Source organism: Aequorivita vitellina (assembly GCF_022008365.1).
GTDB classification, from domain to species: Bacteria; Bacteroidota; Bacteroidia; order Flavobacteriales; family Flavobacteriaceae; genus Aequorivita; species Aequorivita vitellina.
This window is the reverse complement of record NZ_JAIRBA010000009.1, coordinates 1-19,013: the sequence shown is the minus strand read 5'-3', so window position 1 is coordinate 19,013 and position 19,013 is coordinate 1. Positions and strand designations below refer to the sequence as shown.

Here is a 19,013-nt window from a genome sequence, read left to right as displayed (position 1 = left end):
TTAAATGAAATTTGCGCGAATAGTCAAACTGATATCTTTATCAGTATATGAAAAAAACCATCTTACTTTTCGCACTATTTGCGTGTACTACATTTTATGCACAGCAATCATTTAAAAATTCCACTACTATTAGTAATATCGAATCTAATTCCTATCAACCGGAATCTACTAACTCGGTAAATTATTTGGTGAAAAACACGTCTATTTTTAATAAACAAAAAAATGGCTCACCCTACGAATGGCAATGGGTTCGCGATGGAATTTGGACTGGCGCAGCTTTAGGAGCTAGCGCTTATGGACTAATTTTAATTCAGAACAAGGATGATATGCCACTTTCTGAACGCCCTAAATTTTTAGATGACGTTAGCCTTCAAAAAGAAATAGATAAAATAAATTTTCTAGACCAATGGGTAGCAGGAAAACATAATAAAACTACAAATGAATATAGCGATATTCCCTTTGCGCTTTCATTTGCCGCACCCTTCGTCTTGCTTTTAGACGATGAAGTTAATAACCACACGGGGCAATATTTAGGTTTGTATCTTGAAAGTTTGGCTACTACAGCTGCTATTTATTCAATCTCCGCTGGCTTAATAGACCGAAGCAGACCTTATGTTTATGACAATAGTGGCAACACAAGTGAAGAAAGACGGTTTAAAAATAACGGACAGCGGTCTTTTTATTCGGGTCACGTAGCTGCTACGGCTACCGCAACCTTTTTTGCAGCAAAAGCTTACAGCGATTTTAACCCCAATGGAAAAGGAAAAGCACTAATTTGGACTGGTGCAGCAGCACTTCCAGCTGCAGTTGGAGTTTTAAGAATTGAAGCTGGTCAACATTTTTTAACCGATGTTCTACTAGGGTATGTTTTAGGTGCCGGAACCGGAATTTTAATACCCGAACTTCACAAAAAGAAAATGGAAAATATAGATATTTATCCCAGTTCTGGAACTAACTTTAATGGAGATAGCTATAACGGAATGGCTTTTAGATATACTTTTTAGATGTGAGATGTGAGATTACCGTCTCAAATCTCACATCTAAAGTCTCATATCTATATATCTATTTACACGTTAAACCGGAAGTGCATTACATCGCCATCTTTAACGATATACTCCTTCCCTTCAACGCCCATTTTTCCTGCTTCTTTCACTTTTGCTTCACTACCGTAGGTTACAAAATCGTCATATTTAATAACCTCAGCGCGGATAAATCCTTTTTCAAAATCTGTGTGGATTACCCCAGCAGCTTGCGGTGCAGTAGCTCCAACAGGAATTGTCCAAGCTCTCACTTCTTTTACACCTGCCGTAAAATAGGTTTGAAGGTTTAATAATTTGTAAGCGCTGCGAATTAGTTTTGCAGAACCAGCTTCGTCGAGGCCCAAATCTTCCAAAAACATTTGGCGTTCTTCAAAAGTATCTAATTCTGTAATATCTGCTTCGGTGCCAACTGCCAATACCAAAACCTCAGCATTTTCATTCGCGACAGCTTCTTTCACTTTTTCAACATAGGCGTTTCCAGTTGCGGCAGAACCTTCATCAACATTACAAACATAGAGTACTGGTTTGTCTGTTATAAATTGTGAATCTACAATAAATTCTTCGCGCTCTTCGGCAGATAAATCTATTGCCCGCACAGAAATACCGGCTTCAAGTCCCGATTTCACTTTTAGTAAAGCAGCCTCTTCTTTTTGAGCTTCTTTATTCCCCGTTCTGGCAGCGCGTTTTACTTTTTCAAGTTTTTTATCTACTGTCTCTAAATCTTTCAATTGAAGTTCAATATCTATTGTTTCTTTATCGCGAATGGGGTTTACATTACCATCGACGTGAACTATATTATCGTCATCAAAACAACGCAATACGTGAAGAATAGCATCTGTTTCACGGATATTACTCAAAAATTGATTGCCTAAACCTTCGCCTTTACTCGCGCCTTTTACAAGACCAGCAATATCAACAATTTCAACTGTGGCGGGAAGTACGCGTTCTGGTTTTACTAATTCTTCTAATTTTAATAAACGCTTATCCGGAACATTTACTACCCCAATATTTGGTTCAATTGTACAGAACGGAAAATTTGCACTCTGTGCCTTTGCATTCGATAAACAATTAAATAGAGTGGATTTTCCAACATTTGGCAATCCTACGATACCTGCTTTCATATTTATGATTTATAATCCTTGTTAAATTTAAAATGACTTGGGACAGGATGACATAATACGAAGGACCTATTTTTTATTTAAAAAATCAATTTCAAAAAAGAAATTAATCTTAAAACCTTCGTTTTATCGTCCTATGCCTTAAATATTTTCATCTTTTTATCTAGTAATATTTTAAAAGGGTGCAAATATACATCTTCAAACTAGAATTTCGGTATTTGCTTTAAAATGCTTTTCATAAAAAGTTTAGGGTTTTTTTCACTAAAAATTGACAATAACTTAACGATTGTCGCACTATGTTTACCGTATAAACCTTAATAACCAATATTATGAAACGTATTATAATGTGTATTGCTATTGCATTAATAGCCATTACTACAACAAACGCTCAGGAAAACAAAACTGTAAAAGAAGAAGCTACTGTAAAACGCGTAATTACAAAAGAAGGCAGCGATGTAAAAATAAAGGAAGTAAAAAAAACCGATACCGAAAGCGGTACCGTTATCGTGAAAGACAACAATCAAACCAACCAAGAATTTAGAGAGGCGATTAAAAAAAAATCTGACGAAAAAGTACTGGTAAACGAAGTGAATATTGACCAAAACAATGAAGCCATGATCGCTGCAAAGAAAGCTAAAACACAAGCTCAACTTGAAGCCTCCAAAAGAGAACAAGCCGAATTGGCCGCAGAAAGAAAAGCAAAATACGAGGCAAAGCAAGCCCAAATGCAAAAAGAACTGGCTGAAAGAAAAGCCCAATTAGAATCGCGACCAAAAGGGATGTCTAAACTAAAGAAAGACTAATAAAATTAATAGCTTGCAAAAATCCATCTCAGTTAATCGAGATGGATTTTTTTATAAAGACTAATTTAAGATGTTGATTTAATGGAAATTAAAAAAACCACCTCAATTTTAAGATATTTTATTAAAAAAGCAATTTATACGCAATATTTTAAGAATTAGTTACCATTTAATATTTCATTTTAACTATTACAAAGAATATCTTTGTTTTAACAAAAATGAAGATCAACTATTAAAAATCTATAAGATGAAAAAGACACTTTTAATTATTGCATTAGCAGCTTTTACAGCTGGTTTTGCACAAGAAAATAAAAATAAGAAAACCGAAACTGTGGTAACCAAAACCGCTGTTACTAGTGAAAAAGGTACCGATGTTTCAACAAAAGCAGTTACTAAAACGAAAAAGCAAGTACTTCAGTTAGACGATAGCGATGCTAACCAAACCAACCAAAGTGTGGTTATGAAACCCGCAAAGGTAAATACCGAAGTTAGCTACGGGTACGACGGCAACCGTTTTCAGTTTTTAAACCAAAAGGATAAAGATGGTTATAGATTAATGACTGTAAAAGACAATGCTTCAAATGAAGAATACGCGATTATAAAACCAACCTCGCAAAATGGCTATTATATAATGTCTAGAGATGGAAATTCTTCTTTTGGATATTTTAATGAAAATGGAAATTTTGTAGTAGAACGTTACGATTCTCAAAAAGGCGAAATTGTAACCGATGTATATAAATTACATATATCGAGTGATAGCGCCATTAAAAAATAGTCCATTAATTTAAATTCTCCCCATAATAGAAAATCGCCTCTTAAAACTTATGTTTAAGAGGCGATTTTTGATTTTAAGAATTAAGAAACCCTTACTCTTTGTGCATAAATGCTTGCTTAGCCAGTAATTCCTCATCGGTTTCTACGTTGTCTTCATCTGGCACGCAGCAGTCCACAGGACAAACGGCGGCACATTGCGGCTCATCGTGAAAACCTTTACATTCGGTACATTTATCTGCTACTATAAAATATATTTCGTCACTTATTGGTTCTTGAGCTTCGTTTGCATCTACTTGTTTTCCATTCGGAAGGACTACATTGCCTTCCAAATCGGTGCCATCGGCATAACGCCAATCATCGGCACCTTCATATATTGCGGTATTTGGGCATTCAGGCTCGCAAGCACCGCAGTTTATACATTCATCTGTTATTATAATTGCCATGGTATTTACTTTTTCTAACTTTGCACAAATTTAATGCCTATTAAGGGTAACTCCAAAGGAAGTATGCAAATAAAGGACAGAATTAACGCTTTTATCAATTTAGGGAAATTTCTAAGCGAAATTGATACAGAATCCAATCCAATTTTGAATAAAGCCGAAGCAGAAAATGGCTGGTTCACGCAGGATAATATAAACTTTGCACTCAACAGCTGGGCAAAAGCGCTTTCCGAAGAAAATATTAAACAATGGCTTTCAAATTATAATTTAGAAACCACTGCACAGCGATCAAAAATCGTCGCAATTATTATGGCCGGAAATGTGCCTTTGGTTGGTTTTCACGATTTTCTATCGGTACTTATAACGGGCAACAAAGCGTTGGTAAAATTATCTTCAAACGATAAAACGTTGCTGCCCTATCTCGCCAACCATTTAATTTCAATTGAACCGAAATTCAAAAATTTAATTGAATTCACCGAAGGAAGACTGCAAAATTTTGATGCCGTCATCGCCACCGGAAGTAACAACACGGCGCGCTATTTTGATTATTACTTTGGAAAATACCCGAATATTATTCGCAAAAACCGAAATTCAGTTGCAGTTTTAACAGGAAATGAAACCGAAGATGAACTCACCAAACTCGCCAACGATATTTTCCGGTATTTTGGACTTGGCTGCCGTAACGTTTCAAAAATTTACATTCCCGAAAACTACAATTTTGAAGCGTTTTTTAAAGCTATGTTCAGCTGGAAAGAAATAATTAATAATAATAAATACATTAATAATTACGATTACAACAAAGCTGTTTATTTAATGGACAGCTTTCCGTTATTAGACAACGAATTTATGTTATTGAAAGAAGACAATGGCTTCTCCTCGCCTATTTCGGTGGTTTTTTATGAAAAATATACTTCGTTGGAAAGTCTGAAAAAGAATTTGAAAGAAAGTGAATTGCATATTCAATGCATCGTTTCAAAAGCAGGTATTCCTAATGAAGTTCCCTTCGGAAAAGCGCAAAATCCAGAACTTTGGGATTATGCCGATGGTGTAGATACCGTTGATTTTCTGTTGAAACTTCCTTGATAAAAAAAATATAATTTCCTACTTTTTAGCGGCATTATTTACATCTTTGTACTATAAATTTCCAAGAAATGAAGAAACATAATTTTAGTGCAGGACCCTGCATTTTGCCGCAATCGGTATTGCAAAAATCTGCCGAAGCCGTATTAAACTTCAACAATCTAAACCTTTCATTAATTGAAATTTCACACCGAAGTAAAGATTTTGTTGAGGTTATGGAGACCGCACAAAGTTTAGCATTAGTACACTTGCAACTTCAAAATAAAGGGTACAAAGCGCTATTTTTACAAGGAGGCGCAAGTATGCAGTTTTTAATGACTGCTTACAATCTTTTAGAAAAGAAAGCGGCATATTTAAATACGGGAACTTGGAGCGAAAAGGCAATTAAAGAAGCAAAAATGCTGGGGGAAGTAATTGAGGTAGCTTCTTCTAAAAGTGAAAACTTCAACTTTATTCCTAAAAATTACAACATCCCAAAAGATGCCGATTACTTTCACTGTACCAGCAATAATACAATTTACGGAACACAGATGCAGGATTTCCCTAAAACTGAAATTCCGCTAGTTTGCGACATGAGCAGCGATATTTTTTCACGTCAGCTTGATTTTTCAAAATTTGGTTTAATATATGCGGGAGCACAAAAAAATATGGGTCCAGCAGGAACAACGCTCGTCGTTATAAAAGAAGAAATTCTCGGTAAAGTTTCACGCGCCATCCCATCTATGCTCAATTATAAAGTACATCTTGACAAAGATAGTATGTTTAACACTCCTCCCGTCTTTTCGGTGTATGTTTCTATGTTAACAATGCAGTGGCTGAAAGACTCGGGCGGTATTTCGGCAATTGAAAAGGTGAACAACGAAAAGGCAGCACTTCTTTATTCTGAGATAGATAGGAACGCACTTTTTGAAGGTTTTGTTTCAAAAAAAGAAGATCGCTCAAAAATGAATGCCACTTTTAATTTAAAGAATGACGGCTTAAAAGCAACTTTTGACGATCACTTAAAACAAGCCGGAATCAATGGTATAAATGGCCATCGCAGTATTGGTGGGTATCGTGCTTCTATGTACAATGCTTTGCCTTTAGAAAGTGTGCAGGTATTGGTAGATGTAATGCAAACAGTAGAAAAAGGCGCATAAAAGCAACCTAATTTTCGATGGCGAAATAGTGAATAACGCTTACAATCGTCGCAACAATTTAAAATAATTATAGGCAACAAAAAATATGAAAGTATTAGCAAATGACGGAATTTCAAAAAGCGGAAAAGATGCACTTACGGCTGCAGGTTTTGAAGTATTGACGGTTCACGTAGCACAGGAACAACTTCAAAATTATATAAACGAACATCAAGTAGATGTAGTTTTAGTGCGAAGCGCCACACAAGTTCGAAAAAATATTATCGATAATTGTCCGTCGTTAAAAATCATTGGTCGCGGCGGCGTTGGCATGGACAATATAGATGTAGATTATGCATTGGAAAACGGCATAAATGTTATAAATACACCAGCAGCTTCGTCAGAATCTGTAGCCGAATTAGTTTTTGCGCATTTGTTTGGTGGCGTGCGTTTTCTGCACGATTCAAACCGAAACATGCCCCTAGATGGCGATACAAAATTTAAAGAATTAAAGAAGAGTTATGCCGCCGGCCGTGAGTTGCGTGGAAAAACTTTGGGAATTATTGGGTTTGGCCGAATTGGGCGCCAAGTAGCAAAAATTGCCCTTGGTTGCGGTATGAAAGTAATTGCAAGCGATCACCAAGTGGGAGAAGCCGATATAACCCTCACCTTTTACGATGGACAAGAAGTAACGTTAAAAATAAAAACCGCACCCATTGATAAACTTATTAAAAAAAGTGATTTTATAAGCTTACACGTGCCTTCGCAAACAGGGTATTTAATTGGAAAGGAGGAAATTGAAAAAATGAAAGATGGCGTAGGAATCGTTAATACAGCTCGGGGCGGAATTTTAAATGAAGTTGCACTTATTGATGCCATTGAAACTGGCAAGGTTTCATTCGCCGCACTCGATGTTTTTGAAAATGAACCTAGCCCAGCTATAAAAGTTTTAATGAATGATGCTATTTCTTTAACCCCACATATTGGCGCAGCAACAACCGAAGCACAAGACCGAATAGGAATCGAACTTGCAGAGCAAATAATTAGTTTACTGAAAAAAGCTTAATTATTTTTTTTACCTTGTCAGCTAATAAATTAATTCACAATATATTATGCCATCAATTTTAGATTTTCTTAGTAGTGATGCAGGCAAACAACTTGTTGGTGCTGCTAGTGCAAAAACTGGTCAATCGCCCGAAAAAACCGCAAATGTTTTAAGCATGGCTTTACCGGTTATTTTAGGAGCAATGCAAAAAAACGCCGCTACACCTCAAGGCGCTCAAAGCTTAAACGCAGCCCTCGAAAACAATCGACACGACGGTTCCATTTTAAACCAATTGAGCGATTTATTGGCAAGCAAAAGTGCCGATAGTAATTTAATGCATGATGGCGCTGGTATTTTAAACCATGTTCTCGGTGGCAATCAACAAAAGGTGCAGCAGGGTATTAGTAAAATAAGCGGTGTAGATGCAAACTCAGTAGCCAAAATAATTCAAATGGCAGCTCCTATAATTATGGGTATCTTGGGAAGCCAAAAAAGAAAAGACAATGTAGATGAAAATGGGCTCGGTGATCTTTTAGGTTCAGTAATGGGTAAAAACACCAATCACGACAAATCGCTACTCACAACACTATTAGATGCTGATGGCGACGGAAGCGTTGTTGACGATATTGCCGGAATGGTGCTTGGTGGTAAAAAGAAAAAAGGCGGAATTGGGGGTATGCTCGGCGGACTTTTCGGAAAATAAAACTATCATTTTGTCATAAATAAATTGTACCGCCACTTATATTCAGAGGCGGTTTTTTTTAAATGATTATTAAATGCGGTGCGCTTCATATAACATTCCTTAACTTTGCAAAAATTCGTTTAGATTGAAAATTGCTGGAAACAGCTTTAAATCTTAAAAATTTAAAATAGATGAAACACTTCTTAATTATAGCAGTTCTGTCCATCACAATTTTTAGTTGTGGTACAGGAACAAAAACCATAAGTAACAATACTTCGTCTGAAATTGCTAATTCTGACACCATTCGAATAGCAAACGACAGTTTAGAATACGAAATAATAATAGTTGAACCAGGTTTTGATTCGTGGCTTATTTCGCAGCCACCTCGCGGGTTTTATGGACAAGCGAAATTAGAATCGAAAAACAGACAATTTGTAACCGAATACAATTCGCGTGTTTTAAACCCAACACAGTATTCTCGTAATCTATATTCTGAAAAAATAAACTATGATCCAGCAGTAGATTATGGCTACGAAGTAAACTATCTATTGTATAACTACTTTATGTATTTTCAGGAAAAATACAATCAAAGGTTTATTGGAGGACGAAATTGAAAAAACTTAAAGAACGTTGGAAAATAGAAACCAACGGCCAACTTTTTATAATATTTCTGGTTTTCGCAATAACCGGAAGTTCAGCAGCAAAACTCGGGGCTCCCGTCTCAGAATTTTTAGAAGTTAAAAAAGAAATGGGATGGTACATTTATTGGCCATTCCGTATTTTAATTATCTTCCCAATTTATCAAGTACTTCTCGTTTTTTTTGGTTGGGTATTTGGCGAATTCAAATTTTTTTGGAACTTTGAAAAGAAAATGCTGCGCAGTATGGGCTTGGGCTTTTTATTTAAAAAATGAAGATTTTAAAAAAGGAAATATTGCAAATTTTAGCAGCAACCATTTTTTCGGTTGCACTACTGCTGCCTACTGCTGTAAATTTTGCGCACACTTTTGACGGCCACGAACACAAAGCCTGTACAGATCTTTCTACCCACCTGCACGAAAAGCAACTAGATTGCTCTATTTGCGATTTTCACTTTTCAATATTTAATTTTACACCACAACAGCTTCCTGAATTTGTGGTTTTCCACATTTTTAAAAGCGAAGAAACTGAATATTTCCTTTCTGAATTCAGTTTAAACACAACACATTATTTCCTACGAGGGCCACCGTCATTTTCTTGATTTTAAGCAGTTTACTTTAAATTAAAAATAATTTTTCAAAATCGAGAAAGCATGAAAAACTCATTATGCTTGCTTGCGGTATTTATTGTATCTATGGCAGCAAGTTCACAAAATTCCTTAACGGGTACTATTATTTCAAAAAACACAAACCAATCAGTTTCCGCGACCATCTACCTACCGCAACTTGAAAAGGGAACAGTTGCAGACTTTGACGGCAAATATAACATACAGAACATTCCAGACGGAAGTTACAATGTTGTATTCTCTTCATTGGGTTTTGCTACAGTTTCTAAAAAGCTATATTTTTCAAACAACGCTAGCGTAACCCAAAACATTCAATTACAAGAAAGTGCAGTAGAAATGGAAGCCGTAATAATTTCAACTCCTTTTCACCAGCTGCAAAGTGACAACGTGATGAAAGTAGAGCGGGTTTCTACCGAAGAGTTGAACGCCTCAGGAGCGGTAACACTGGCCGAAGGCATTAACAACATTGCAGGAGTGAATGTAATTAGCACCGGAACTGGCATTGGCAAGCCCGTTATCCGCGGCCTAAGTTCTAATCGTGTAGTGACTTATGCGCAGGGAGTTCGTTTAGAAAATCAACAATTTGGCGACGAACACGGACTGGGAATTAACGAAGCCGGAATTGAAAGTGTGGAGGTTATAAAAGGTCCCGCATCGCTGCTCTATGGAAGTGATGCGCTTGGCGGCGTACTTTATTTAAATCCGGAAAAATTTGCACTTTCTAACGAAACTAACGTCGATTTAAGCAGTACTTATTTTACAAATACATTGGGAACTGCAACAAATTTGGGGATTAAAACTTCGGGTGAAAAGTTGAAGTTTTTAGCACGTGGCTCCTACTCTAGCTTTAGCGATTACCAATCGGGAGCTACTTACCGGGTTACCAATTCGCGTTTTAATGAAAAGGATTTTAAAGCAGGGGTGCAATATTCGGGCGTCAAATTTAAATCGACCCTTCGTTATAATTACAACCGTTCCAACATTGGTATTCCCGAAGAAATTGGAGAGCAAACACGTTCAAAAGAATTGGAACTTCCTTTTCAGGAAATTGACAACCACATTTTAAGTTTCGACAATACATTGTTTTTCAACAAATCTAGTTTAGATGTAAAAGTCGGATATATTTTTAACGATCGACGCGAGTTTGAAGAAGAAGCAAACCTTGCGGCACTTCGGCTTAAATTGAATACTTTAAATTACGACGTAAAATATCACCTCCCACAAATTGGTAATTTTGAAACTATTGTTGGATTGCAGGGAATGTTTCAAAACAATAAAAATGAAGGTGAAGAAATATTAATCCCCGATGCCAAAACCACCGATATTGGGCTTTTAGCAACTTCGCACTACCATTTAGAAAAAGTTGATTTGCAAGCCGGAATTCGTTTCGATTCACGAAAAATTGAAAGTGAAGCGGCACGCAATTCTCTGGATGAAAATTTTATTCCAGCATTCAATAAAACCTTTACAAGTTTTACAGCGGCTTTAGGAGCAAAACTAGATTTGATTGATAATTTTTCGGCCCGTGTAAATCTGGCGAGTGGTTTCCGAGCGCCAAACTTGGCAGAGATAACATCTAACGGCGTTCACGAAGGCACAAATAGATACGAACGCGGCAATGCCAATCTTACAAACGAACATAACTTCCAGACCGATGTTGCTTTGGAATACAGAAACGAACACATTGAATTTTTTGCAAACGGTTTTTACAATGCTGTTAACGATTATATATTTCTGTCGCCAACCAATGAAACAATTGACGACACACCAGTATATGATTATTTACAGAATAATGCCGCGCTTTATGGCGGCGAATTAGGCTTTCATCTTCATCCACACCCTTTAGATTGGTTGCATTTGGAGAGCAGTTTTGAAACCGTAACTGGCAAGTTAAGCAATGATGCATTTTTACCATTAATTCCAGCAAATTCAGTTCGGAATACATTTCGTGTAGAATTTGAAGATGGAAAAGCTCGCAAAAAAAGCTCGGCCTTTATTACCCTTGAAAACACTTTCGACCAAAAAAACGTCAGCAATTTTGAAACGAGAACTGCAGGGTATTCATTATTAAGTGCAGGGATAGAAAGCAGCTTCAAACTTCAAAAAGTTTTATTGAAAATAGGTGTCAATGGAACAAACTTAACCGATAAACAATATGTTTCGCATTTATCGCGATTTAAACCCGATGGTATTTTCAATATTGGAAGAAGTATAAATGTAAACTTGAAACTAGAAATCTAAAAAAAGCCCCAATCGGGGCTTTTTTTATTCGTTCACTCGTATTTTAATAGCTCGTTGCGTTGGCTGTTTTTTCCAAACAAAAGTGTAAAGCCACATTAGTGTAAATGTTGGAATTATATCGGTTATAGGAAGTATTTCTTCGAGAAACACAATTACCGAAGCTACTTTTCCTTCGGTGCCTTTATACATTTCAGTCATTTTTTTTGCTGCAATTGGCGCCCAAATTAAATCTAAAAACGGTCCAATTACGGGAATAGCCATCGTTGCCATTCCTATTAAATCGAAAACAATTCCTTTTCGTAGTAATTTATATTTTTCGTTATTCATTCTTTTACGGTGTTATTTCGCGAATACAATTGCAAAAAACATTCCAAAAACCTAAGACAAATCGTGACTTATTAATTTTAAAAATTCGCTTCGTGTTTCAATGGCTTCAAACTGTCCGCGGAAACCAGAAGTTGTAGTAACGCTGTTCTGTTTTTGTACACCGCGCATCATCATGCACATATGCGAAGCTTCAATAACTACGGCTACTCCCTTCGGTTTTAAAGTATTGTTTATACATTCCAAAATATCGTGCGTAAGTCGTTCCTGTACCTGCAATCTACGTGCAAAAACATCTACCACTCGCGGTATTTTACTAAGCCCAACAATATACCCGTCTGGAATGTAAGCAATATGTGCTTTGCCAAAAAAGGGCAAAATGTGATGCTCGCACAGAGAGTATAATTCAATGTCTTTTATTACAACCATATCGTGATACGATTCAGCGAACATCGCCGATTTTAAAATTTCGGCAGGATCCTGACAGTTTCCCGAGGTTAAAAACTGGATTGCCTTTGCGGCTCTTTCGGGCGTTTTTAATATTCCTTCCCGAGAAACATCTTCTCCTACTTTATCCAAAATATCATTGTAGTTTTTAACTAAACTATCGGTAACTGGCTGATTGTACTCCTCAAAATATTTATATGACGACATAGATTTTTGTTTAAAAATTGCAATTCAAAAATAGACACATAAGTTTGAATAAAAACAATATAGCCCATCAGATTGCATGATAGCACTATAAATAGTACTTTCACGCTTTAAATTTTTACTATGATTGAGGCCCAAAATATTCATAAATACTACGACAATCTTCACGTATTAAAAGGCGTAGATCTTCATATTAAAAAAAGTGAAATTGTATCTATAGTTGGAGCCTCGGGTGCAGGAAAAACCACGTTATTGCAAATTTTGGGAACCCTCGATGCTTTTGATCCTTTAAAAAGCAAATTGGTTATAAACGGTATAAATATCGGTACCCTTTCGGGGAAAAAATTAGCGCAATTTAGAAATGAAAACTTGGGGTTTATTTTTCAGTTTCATCAGTTACTGCCCGAATTTACGGCGCTTGAAAACGTTTGCATTCCAGCTTTTATAAAAAACACGCCCAAAGCCGAAGCAACCAAAAGAGCCAAGGAGTTACTCGCTTTTTTAGGACTTTCGCACAGAGAAAACCACAAACCAAACGAACTTTCAGGTGGCGAACAACAACGCGTTGCCGTAGCACGTGCACTAATTAATAATCCGGCAATAATTCTTGCCGATGAACCCAGCGGAAATCTCGATACTGAAAGCGCCGAAAACCTACACAACCTATTCTTTAAACTACGTGACGAGTTTGGGCAAACCTTTGTAATTGTTACGCATAATGAAGAACTTGCAGATATGGCCGATAGAAAGTTGGTTATGCAGGATGGAGTAATTGTCAAGTAGAAAAACTGTTTACGGCAGGCAATTTTTTCGGAAAATATTTATAATGAACAGTAGCCAATTAAAAGAATTTCTGGACCAAAAAGTTAGCGTTTACAACAATCCAAACTTTATTGAATCCGATCCAATTCAAATTCCGCATTTATTTTCCCTGAAGGAAGATATTGAAATCGCTGGTTTTTTAATCGCTACTATAGCTTGGGGAAATAGGAAAAGCATCATAAACAACGGACATAGATTGATGGAAATGCTAGGGAATTCACCCTATGATTTTGTGATGAATTTTTCTGAAAATGAAGCAGACTCCCTTTCAAGTTTCGTGCATCGTACATTTAACGATACCGACCTCGTTTATTTTTTAAAATCACTTCAAAATATCTATAAAAATCACGGCGGACTAGAACGTTTATTCGAAAAAAATGCTGAAAAAAATTCGATGCAGCCCGCAATTCATCATTTCAAAAAAACGTTCTTTGAACTGCCTCACCCCGCCAGAACACAGAAACACATTAGCGATCCATTAAAAAATTCGGCGGCAAAACGTATAAATATGTTCCTGCGGTGGATGGTTCGCAACGATAATGCCGGAGTAGATTTTGGTATTTGGAAAAGCATTTCACCTTCGCAACTCTCCTGTCCGCTAGATGTGCACAGTGGCAATGTAGCGCGAAAAATAAATCTTTTAAAAAGAAAACAAAATGATGCCAAAGCTTTGTTTGAATTAGACAATGCCTTGCGAAAAATGGATCCGGCAGACCCAGTAAAATATGATTTTGCATTATTCGGATTAGGCGTTTTTGAAAGTTTTTAAATTATTGTCAATGAAATGAACGTTATTGTGTAAAATTATAATCCATTTCACATAAATATTATATGTTTAACATTTCAACCGAAAATGTTGTACATTTACCGCTAAACCCTGAAAAAATAGCTCTTTCCGATTATAATTTAATAGATTACAACATTGATTAAACCAAAATTTCCCGTTGACGAGCAGGAACGATTAGCTGCGCTTCATTCATATCACTTACTGGATACCTTACCAGAAAAGGATTTTGACAATATTACCGCTTTAACGGCGAATATTTGTGATGTTCCAATATCTTTGGTTACGCTGCTCGATGCCGACCGTAATTTTTTAAAATCTCACTATGGACTTTCGTTTAATGAGTCGCCACGAGATACTTCCTTTTGCGGTCACGCAATTTTGGAAGAAAGCAGTATTTTTATTGTAGAAGACGCACGAAAAGATCCGCGTTTTAAAGACAATCCGCTGGTTACTGAAATGAATTCCATTTTTTATGCCGGCGTTCGTTTGGTAAATTCTGAAGGATATCCGCTAGGCACACTTTGTGTTTTTGACACCAAACCACGTACCCTAACTACCTCTCAAAAAAAGGCGTTAATTGCTATGGCTTATCAAGTTGTAAACTTGTTTGAAGCCAGAAAACACAATAGAATATTACTCAACGTTCAAGCAGAATTAAAAGAGCGCAACGAAGAACTTAAAACCTTTGCAGGTGTGGTGTCGCACGACATGAAAATGCCGCTGGCAAATATGATTATTACTTCAGATATGCTGCGCAGCAAATACGGAAAACTTTTAGACAATCAAGGGAAAGAATATTTAGATTATATAAAACAATCTTCGTTTACATTAAGTGAATATATAACGGGGCTTTTAGAGCATTATGAAACCAATAAAACCGCCGCGTTGCGCAGTGAAGTTTTTGATAGTCAAGATTTAATAGAAGAAATAATAGAACTATTAAATATAAATATAGACTGCGAAATAAATCTTCCCGAGGAGAATATTGAAATGCAAGCAAATAAAGTTGCCCTCGAGCAAATTTTACTCAATCTCGTAGGAAATAGTCTAAAATACAACGACAAAGAAAAGATTAAAATAGACATTGATTGTAGCGAAAAACAGGAAATGTATTATTTTACAATTACCGATAACGGCATGGGAATCCACAATGAACAGCTTTCTCAAATTTTCAATCTTTTTGCTACTAGTAACACCTTAGATAGGTACGGAAAAAAAGGAAATGGTATAGGGCTCTCCACTGTAAAAAAGTTAGTAAATAGACTTGGGGGCAAAATAGAAGTAACTTCAACTTTAGGGGAAGGTACTACTGTAAAATTTAGTGTTAAAAAATTAAATTAAAAAATTATATTAAAAATCTCAGCGGCTGCCATTTAATGATTAAACTTACATAAACCACGATTTTCTTTGTATGATTTCTCCTGAATATCCCAAGAACGAAGCAGCACGTATTGCCGAGTTAAAAAAATATGATTTACTCGATACGCTTTCCGAGAACGATTTTGATAATATAACAAGCCTTATCGCTGCAATCTGCGAGGTGCCAATTTCATTAATTACTCTTTTAGATTCCAAACGCAATTATTTTAAATCACATTTCGGATTGGATTTTAATCAATCGCCTCGCAATATTTCATTCTGCGGCCATGCTATTATGGAAGATTCAGAAATTTTTATCGTTGAAGATGCTACCAAAGACGATCGATTTTACGATAATCCGCTGGTTTTGGACGAAAAAATCAGGTTTTATGCAGGCGTTCCCCTTGTAAACCAAAACGGTTTTAAACTGGGTACTCTATGCATTTTCGACTATAAGCCAAGACAATTAACTAAAATTCAAATTACATCTTTAAAATCTTTAGGAAAACAAACGATCAACCTTTTTGAACTTCGTTTAAAAAACAAAAAGCTGATAGAATATCAACAAGAATTGCAGTCAAGAAACGAAAGGCTCACCAGCTTTGCCCACGTAGTATCACACGATTTAAAATCGCCGTTGGCCAATATTATTTCGCTTACCCGATTGCTAAACGATGAAAAAAATCAAAACCTCTCTGAAGATTCAGAATTGTACCTAAAATATATAGAAGAGTCATCATTAACACTTAAAAATTACATCAACGGTATTTTAAATTTTTACAAAGCAGATGTCTTACTCGAAGCACAAAAAGAAGACATTGTACTTGCCACATTTTTTGAAGATATAAAAGAAATTTTTAAAACTGAGGAAACAGAATTTAGCTTTCCAAAAGAGGGAGTCTTAAAAAATGTAAACAAAGTAGCCCTAACCCAGATTTTCTTGAATTTAATTGATAACAGTTTAAAATACAATTTAAATGAAAAGCGTTTGGTTTCGGTATCTTATATTGAAGAACCGAATTTTCACAAATTCGCTATAAAAGACAACGGAATGGGGATTGATCTTGGCGTGCAGGAAGAGATTTTTAGTCTTTTTAAGACCAACGGCATTAAAGACCGCAATGGAAAGGAAGGAACCGGCATTGGTTTAGCTACGGTAAAAAGCTTAGTTTCAAAGCTTGGCGGAACAATTTCATTAGAATCTAAACTAGATTGCGGGAGTACCTTCACCTTTACCATACAGAAATAGCAATAATTACATTGCATTTTTTATCTTTGGGCAATATTTATAGGAATGCAGTTCAAACACCCAGAAATTCTTTACGCCCTTTTCCTACTGCTCATACCCATATTTATTCATCTTTTTCAACTTCGGCGTTTCCAAAAAGTAGATTTCACCAATGTTGCGTTTCTTAAAAAAGTAACCATTCAAACGCGGAAAAGTTCGCAACTTAAAAAATGGCTCACTTTATTAATGCGTTTGCTGGCTATGGCTTGTATAATTATAGCTTTCGCACAACCTTTTACCGCTGCAAAAAATGCATTAACAACTCAAAAAGAAACCGTTGTTTATATAGACAATTCTTTCAGCATGCAAGCTAAAGGTGCCAAGGGTGCCATCCTGGAGCGGGCTTTGCAGGATTTATTTGATAAAGTTAGCGGCACCGAAAAAATAAGCTGGTTTACAAACAATGCTGAAAGCAAAAGCGTTTCCGCACAAGATTTTAAAGGCGAAGTGCTCTCCATTGAATATTCTCAAAATCAACTAACACCGAATCAAGTTCTGTTGAAAGCCAATCAGCTTTTTTCAAATGAAAAAGGAACTGTAAAACGATTGGTTTATTTATCAGATTTTCAGCAGAAAGAGGCCTTCCCTCCTATTCCCGAAGATTTAATTGTAGATGCAGTGCAGTTAAAACCCGTGAAAGCCTCAAACGTGGGAATTGACAGTGTGTTTATTGCTTCTAAAAATGCTTCTATCACACAACTTAAAGTGAAGGTTTCTGCTCCGCAGCAAGCACAAAATAGCAGCGAAATTACCGAAGCACCAATTTCACTTTTTAACAACGAAAAATTAGTTGCGAAAACTGCAGTAAACTTTTCCGAAAACACCAGCGGCACAGTTACTTTTGATATTGACAATGCCGAAGAATTTATAGGAAAACTAGAGCTTAGCGATCCAAATCTTACCTTCGATAATACTTTGTTTTTTAGCATCAACAAACCTGGAAAAATAAAGGTTTTGGCTATAAACGAAGCAGACGGGAACTTTTTGCAGCGTCTTTTTGAAAAGGAAGAATTCCAATTTACCCAGCAAACTTTTAAAACGCTGAATTATAACGGAATTCCCGATCAAAATTTTATCGTACTCAATGAGTTAACTGAAATTCCAGCCTCGCTTACAACCGCGCTCAAATCTTTTAGTGACGAAGGCGGCAGTATTTTGGTTATTCCGTCATCGCAGGCAAATTTAAACAGTTATAACAACTTCCTTTTAACGATGGCTTTGGGAACTATTTCCGAAGAAAAAACCCAAGAAAAGAAGATTACAAAAATTGTTTTCTCGCATCCGCTGTTTAAAGATGTTTTTGAAAAAGAAGTCGCAAATTTTCAATATCCAAAGGTTCATTCGTTTTACAATCTTTCATCAAATGCCACTCCCGCAATTGGCTTTGAAGACAACCAGCCGTTTTTAGTTCAGAATAACAAAAATTATTTGTTTACCGCAGCGATTAATAACGAAAACTCAAATTTTCAAAATTCGCCTTTAGTGGTGCCCACAATTTACAATATGGCATTGCAGAGTTTGCCTTTGCCGCGTTTGTATTACACCATTGGCGAACAAAATTCCATCGCAGTACCTGTAAAATTAGGGCCCGACGAAATTTTGACTATAAAAGACAGCACGGTACAATTTATTCCGTTACAGCAATCAAAAGCCAATTATGTGCTTTTAACCACCACTGAATCTCCCAATAAAGCTGGCAATTACGAAATTGTGAAAGATGCCGAACTTTTAGAAAATATAAGTTATAATTACGATCGTAGCGAGAGCAATCTTCAGTATTTAAATCCCGAAGATTGGGAAGGTGCCGAAGTTTACAGTTCGGTGGAAGCACTTTTTGATTCGTTAACCGAAGCGAATGCAATTAACAGTTTTTGGAAATGGTTTGCTATTTTTGCATTGCTCTTTTTAATTTTTGAAATGATTATTCTGCGTTCCAACTTCGCCCAGCGATCAAGTAAAAAGCGTAATATTAATATAACGCCGAATTAGGTAATTGCGCAAAACCAAAATAGGCTATTGAGCGAAGTCGAAATACGGTTATTGAGCGAAGTCGAAATACGGTTATTGAGCGAAGTCGAAATACGGTTATTGAGCATTCTAAGTTAAAAACAAATTTTTAATTGGATAATTTTACAAAAGGCTCCTCCCTTTTAGCAATTGCAAAAATTCTCAATACAAGTTTAT

The 19,013-nt window shown here is 36.2% G+C and carries 20 protein-coding genes; 16 read left to right on the top strand and 4 right to left on the bottom strand.

The window, feature by feature from the left end:
• Positions 1–47: 47 nt before the first annotated feature.
• The gene (locus K8089_RS06355; RefSeq protein ID WP_237602449.1) at positions 48–1,004 is read left to right on the top strand and encodes a phosphatase PAP2 family protein; all 957 of its coding nucleotides are present in this window, start codon (positions 48–50) and stop codon (positions 1,002–1,004) included.
• 62 nt (positions 1,005–1,066) lie between these two features.
• On the opposite strand, the gene ychF is transcribed toward K8089_RS06355, so the two are convergent.
• On the bottom strand, positions 1,067–2,161 hold the full coding sequence (gene ychF / locus K8089_RS06350; protein ID WP_237602448.1) for a redox-regulated ATPase YchF: 1,095 nt from the start codon (positions 2,159–2,161) through the stop codon (positions 1,067–1,069).
• A gap of 326 nt (positions 2,162–2,487) precedes the next feature.
• Here ychF and K8089_RS06345 point away from each other — a divergent pair, with 326 nt between their 5' ends.
• Positions 2,488–2,961, top strand: a complete 474-nt coding sequence (locus K8089_RS06345) for a hypothetical protein (RefSeq protein WP_237602447.1) — start codon at positions 2,488–2,490, stop codon at positions 2,959–2,961.
• 244 nt (positions 2,962–3,205) lie between these two features.
• Positions 3,206–3,733 carry a hypothetical protein gene (locus K8089_RS06340; RefSeq protein ID WP_237602446.1) on the top strand — a complete coding sequence of 176 codons (528 nt, stop codon included), beginning with the start codon at positions 3,206–3,208 and terminating at the stop codon, positions 3,731–3,733.
• 91 nt (positions 3,734–3,824) lie between these two features.
• Here the strand turns inward: K8089_RS06340 and K8089_RS06335 are convergent, their stop codons facing one another.
• Positions 3,825–4,175: a 4Fe-4S binding protein gene (locus tag K8089_RS06335; protein WP_237602445.1), complete on the bottom strand. Its 351-nt coding sequence runs from the start codon at positions 4,173–4,175 to the stop codon at positions 3,825–3,827.
• Positions 4,176–4,238: 63 nt separating this feature from the next.
• Between K8089_RS06335 and K8089_RS06330 the strand changes: the two genes are divergently transcribed.
• The 8 genes from K8089_RS06330 (at position 4,239) to K8089_RS06295 (ending at position 11,598) form a co-directional block, all read left to right on the top strand.
• Complete coding sequence (locus K8089_RS06330; protein WP_237602527.1) at positions 4,239–5,255, top strand: acyl-CoA reductase; 1,017 nt, start codon at positions 4,239–4,241, stop codon at positions 5,253–5,255.
• A 68-nt stretch (positions 5,256–5,323) separates the two neighbouring features.
• Positions 5,324–6,391 carry a 3-phosphoserine/phosphohydroxythreonine transaminase gene (serC, locus tag K8089_RS06325; protein WP_237602444.1) on the top strand — a complete coding sequence of 356 codons (1,068 nt, stop codon included), beginning with the start codon at positions 5,324–5,326 and terminating at the stop codon, positions 6,389–6,391.
• Between the two features lie 85 nt (positions 6,392–6,476).
• Positions 6,477–7,433, top strand: coding sequence for a D-2-hydroxyacid dehydrogenase (locus tag K8089_RS06320; protein WP_237602443.1), 957 nt, complete (start codon positions 6,477–6,479; stop codon positions 7,431–7,433).
• A 46-nt stretch (positions 7,434–7,479) separates the two neighbouring features.
• Positions 7,480–8,115, top strand: a complete 636-nt coding sequence (locus K8089_RS06315; protein ID WP_237602442.1) for a DUF937 domain-containing protein — start codon at positions 7,480–7,482, stop codon at positions 8,113–8,115.
• A 170-nt stretch (positions 8,116–8,285) separates the two neighbouring features.
• Complete coding sequence (locus tag K8089_RS06310; RefSeq protein ID WP_237602441.1) at positions 8,286–8,708, top strand: DUF6146 family protein; 423 nt, start codon at positions 8,286–8,288, stop codon at positions 8,706–8,708.
• The gene (locus tag K8089_RS06305; protein WP_237602440.1) at positions 8,705–9,007 is read left to right on the top strand and encodes a DUF6787 family protein; all 303 of its coding nucleotides are present in this window, start codon (positions 8,705–8,707) and stop codon (positions 9,005–9,007) included. The genes K8089_RS06310 and K8089_RS06305 overlap by 4 nt, the downstream gene beginning before the upstream one ends.
• Positions 9,004–9,333, top strand: a complete 330-nt coding sequence (locus K8089_RS06300) for a hypothetical protein (protein WP_237602439.1) — start codon at positions 9,004–9,006, stop codon at positions 9,331–9,333. Before K8089_RS06305 ends, K8089_RS06300 begins: the two co-directional genes overlap by 4 nt.
• A 51-nt stretch (positions 9,334–9,384) precedes the next feature.
• On the top strand, positions 9,385–11,598 hold the full coding sequence (locus K8089_RS06295; protein ID WP_237602438.1) for a TonB-dependent receptor: 2,214 nt from the start codon (positions 9,385–9,387) through the stop codon (positions 11,596–11,598).
• A gap of 24 nt (positions 11,599–11,622) precedes the next feature.
• Here K8089_RS06295 and K8089_RS06290 read toward each other — a convergent pair whose 3' ends face one another.
• Positions 11,623–11,925 carry a hypothetical protein gene (locus K8089_RS06290; protein ID WP_237602437.1) on the bottom strand — a complete coding sequence of 101 codons (303 nt, stop codon included), beginning with the start codon at positions 11,923–11,925 and terminating at the stop codon, positions 11,623–11,625.
• Between the two features lie 51 nt (positions 11,926–11,976).
• Positions 11,977–12,576, bottom strand: a complete 600-nt coding sequence (gene folE / locus K8089_RS06285; protein WP_237602436.1) for a GTP cyclohydrolase I FolE — start codon at positions 12,574–12,576, stop codon at positions 11,977–11,979.
• A gap of 120 nt (positions 12,577–12,696) precedes the next feature.
• On the opposite strand from folE, the gene K8089_RS06280 reads away from it, so the two are divergent.
• The 5 genes from K8089_RS06280 to K8089_RS06260 all read left to right on the top strand — a co-directional run bounded on the left by K8089_RS06280 (position 12,697) and on the right by K8089_RS06260 (position 18,818).
• A complete protein-coding gene (locus K8089_RS06280) occupies positions 12,697–13,356 on the top strand; it encodes an ABC transporter ATP-binding protein (protein WP_237602435.1) in 660 nt (219 codons plus the stop codon).
• Between the two features lie 43 nt (positions 13,357–13,399).
• On the top strand, positions 13,400–14,164 hold the full coding sequence (locus K8089_RS06275; RefSeq protein ID WP_237602434.1) for a TIGR02757 family protein: 765 nt from the start codon (positions 13,400–13,402) through the stop codon (positions 14,162–14,164).
• A gap of 153 nt (positions 14,165–14,317) precedes the next feature.
• Positions 14,318–15,523, top strand: coding sequence for a sensor histidine kinase (locus K8089_RS06270; RefSeq protein ID WP_237602433.1), 1,206 nt, complete (start codon positions 14,318–14,320; stop codon positions 15,521–15,523).
• 70 nt (positions 15,524–15,593) lie between these two features.
• A complete protein-coding gene (locus K8089_RS06265) occupies positions 15,594–16,790 on the top strand; it encodes a sensor histidine kinase (protein ID WP_237602432.1) in 1,197 nt (398 codons plus the stop codon).
• A 45-nt stretch (positions 16,791–16,835) separates the two neighbouring features.
• On the top strand, positions 16,836–18,818 hold the full coding sequence (locus tag K8089_RS06260; protein WP_237602431.1) for a BatA domain-containing protein: 1,983 nt from the start codon (positions 16,836–16,838) through the stop codon (positions 18,816–18,818).
• The last annotated feature ends 195 nt before the right edge of the window (positions 18,819–19,013 follow it).

Excerpts from the sequence above, each read along its gene's own strand:
- K8089_RS06315 (WP_237602442.1), top strand. The coding sequence starts at position 7,480 with ATGCCATCAATTTTAGATTTTCTTAGTAGTGATGCAGGCAAACAACTT.
- K8089_RS06290 (WP_237602437.1), bottom strand. The coding sequence starts at position 11,925 with ATGAATAACGAAAAATATAAATTACTACGAAAAGGAATTGTTTTCGAT.
- serC (WP_237602444.1), top strand. The coding sequence starts at position 5,324 with ATGAAGAAACATAATTTTAGTGCAGGACCCTGCATTTTGCCGCAATCG.
- K8089_RS06320 (WP_237602443.1), top strand. The coding sequence starts at position 6,477 with ATGAAAGTATTAGCAAATGACGGAATTTCAAAAAGCGGAAAAGATGCA.
- K8089_RS06355 (WP_237602449.1), top strand. The coding sequence starts at position 48 with ATGAAAAAAACCATCTTACTTTTCGCACTATTTGCGTGTACTACATTT.
- K8089_RS06310 (WP_237602441.1), top strand. The coding sequence starts at position 8,286 with ATGAAACACTTCTTAATTATAGCAGTTCTGTCCATCACAATTTTTAGT.
- K8089_RS06280 (WP_237602435.1), top strand. The coding sequence starts at position 12,697 with ATGATTGAGGCCCAAAATATTCATAAATACTACGACAATCTTCACGTA.
- K8089_RS06335 (WP_237602445.1), bottom strand. The coding sequence starts at position 4,175 with ATGGCAATTATAATAACAGATGAATGTATAAACTGCGGTGCTTGCGAG.
- K8089_RS06330 (WP_237602527.1), top strand. The coding sequence starts at position 4,239 with ATGCAAATAAAGGACAGAATTAACGCTTTTATCAATTTAGGGAAATTT.
- K8089_RS06295 (WP_237602438.1), top strand. The coding sequence starts at position 9,385 with ATGAAAAACTCATTATGCTTGCTTGCGGTATTTATTGTATCTATGGCA.
- K8089_RS06345 (WP_237602447.1), top strand. The coding sequence starts at position 2,488 with ATGAAACGTATTATAATGTGTATTGCTATTGCATTAATAGCCATTACT.
- K8089_RS06275 (WP_237602434.1), top strand. The coding sequence starts at position 13,400 with ATGAACAGTAGCCAATTAAAAGAATTTCTGGACCAAAAAGTTAGCGTT.
- K8089_RS06340 (WP_237602446.1), top strand. The coding sequence starts at position 3,206 with ATGAAAAAGACACTTTTAATTATTGCATTAGCAGCTTTTACAGCTGGT.
- K8089_RS06300 (WP_237602439.1), top strand. The coding sequence starts at position 9,004 with ATGAAGATTTTAAAAAAGGAAATATTGCAAATTTTAGCAGCAACCATT.
- K8089_RS06265 (WP_237602432.1), top strand. The coding sequence starts at position 15,594 with ATGATTTCTCCTGAATATCCCAAGAACGAAGCAGCACGTATTGCCGAG.
- ychF (WP_237602448.1), bottom strand. The coding sequence starts at position 2,161 with ATGAAAGCAGGTATCGTAGGATTGCCAAATGTTGGAAAATCCACTCTA.
- K8089_RS06260 (WP_237602431.1), top strand. The coding sequence starts at position 16,836 with ATGCAGTTCAAACACCCAGAAATTCTTTACGCCCTTTTCCTACTGCTC.
- folE (WP_237602436.1), bottom strand. The coding sequence starts at position 12,576 with ATGTCGTCATATAAATATTTTGAGGAGTACAATCAGCCAGTTACCGAT.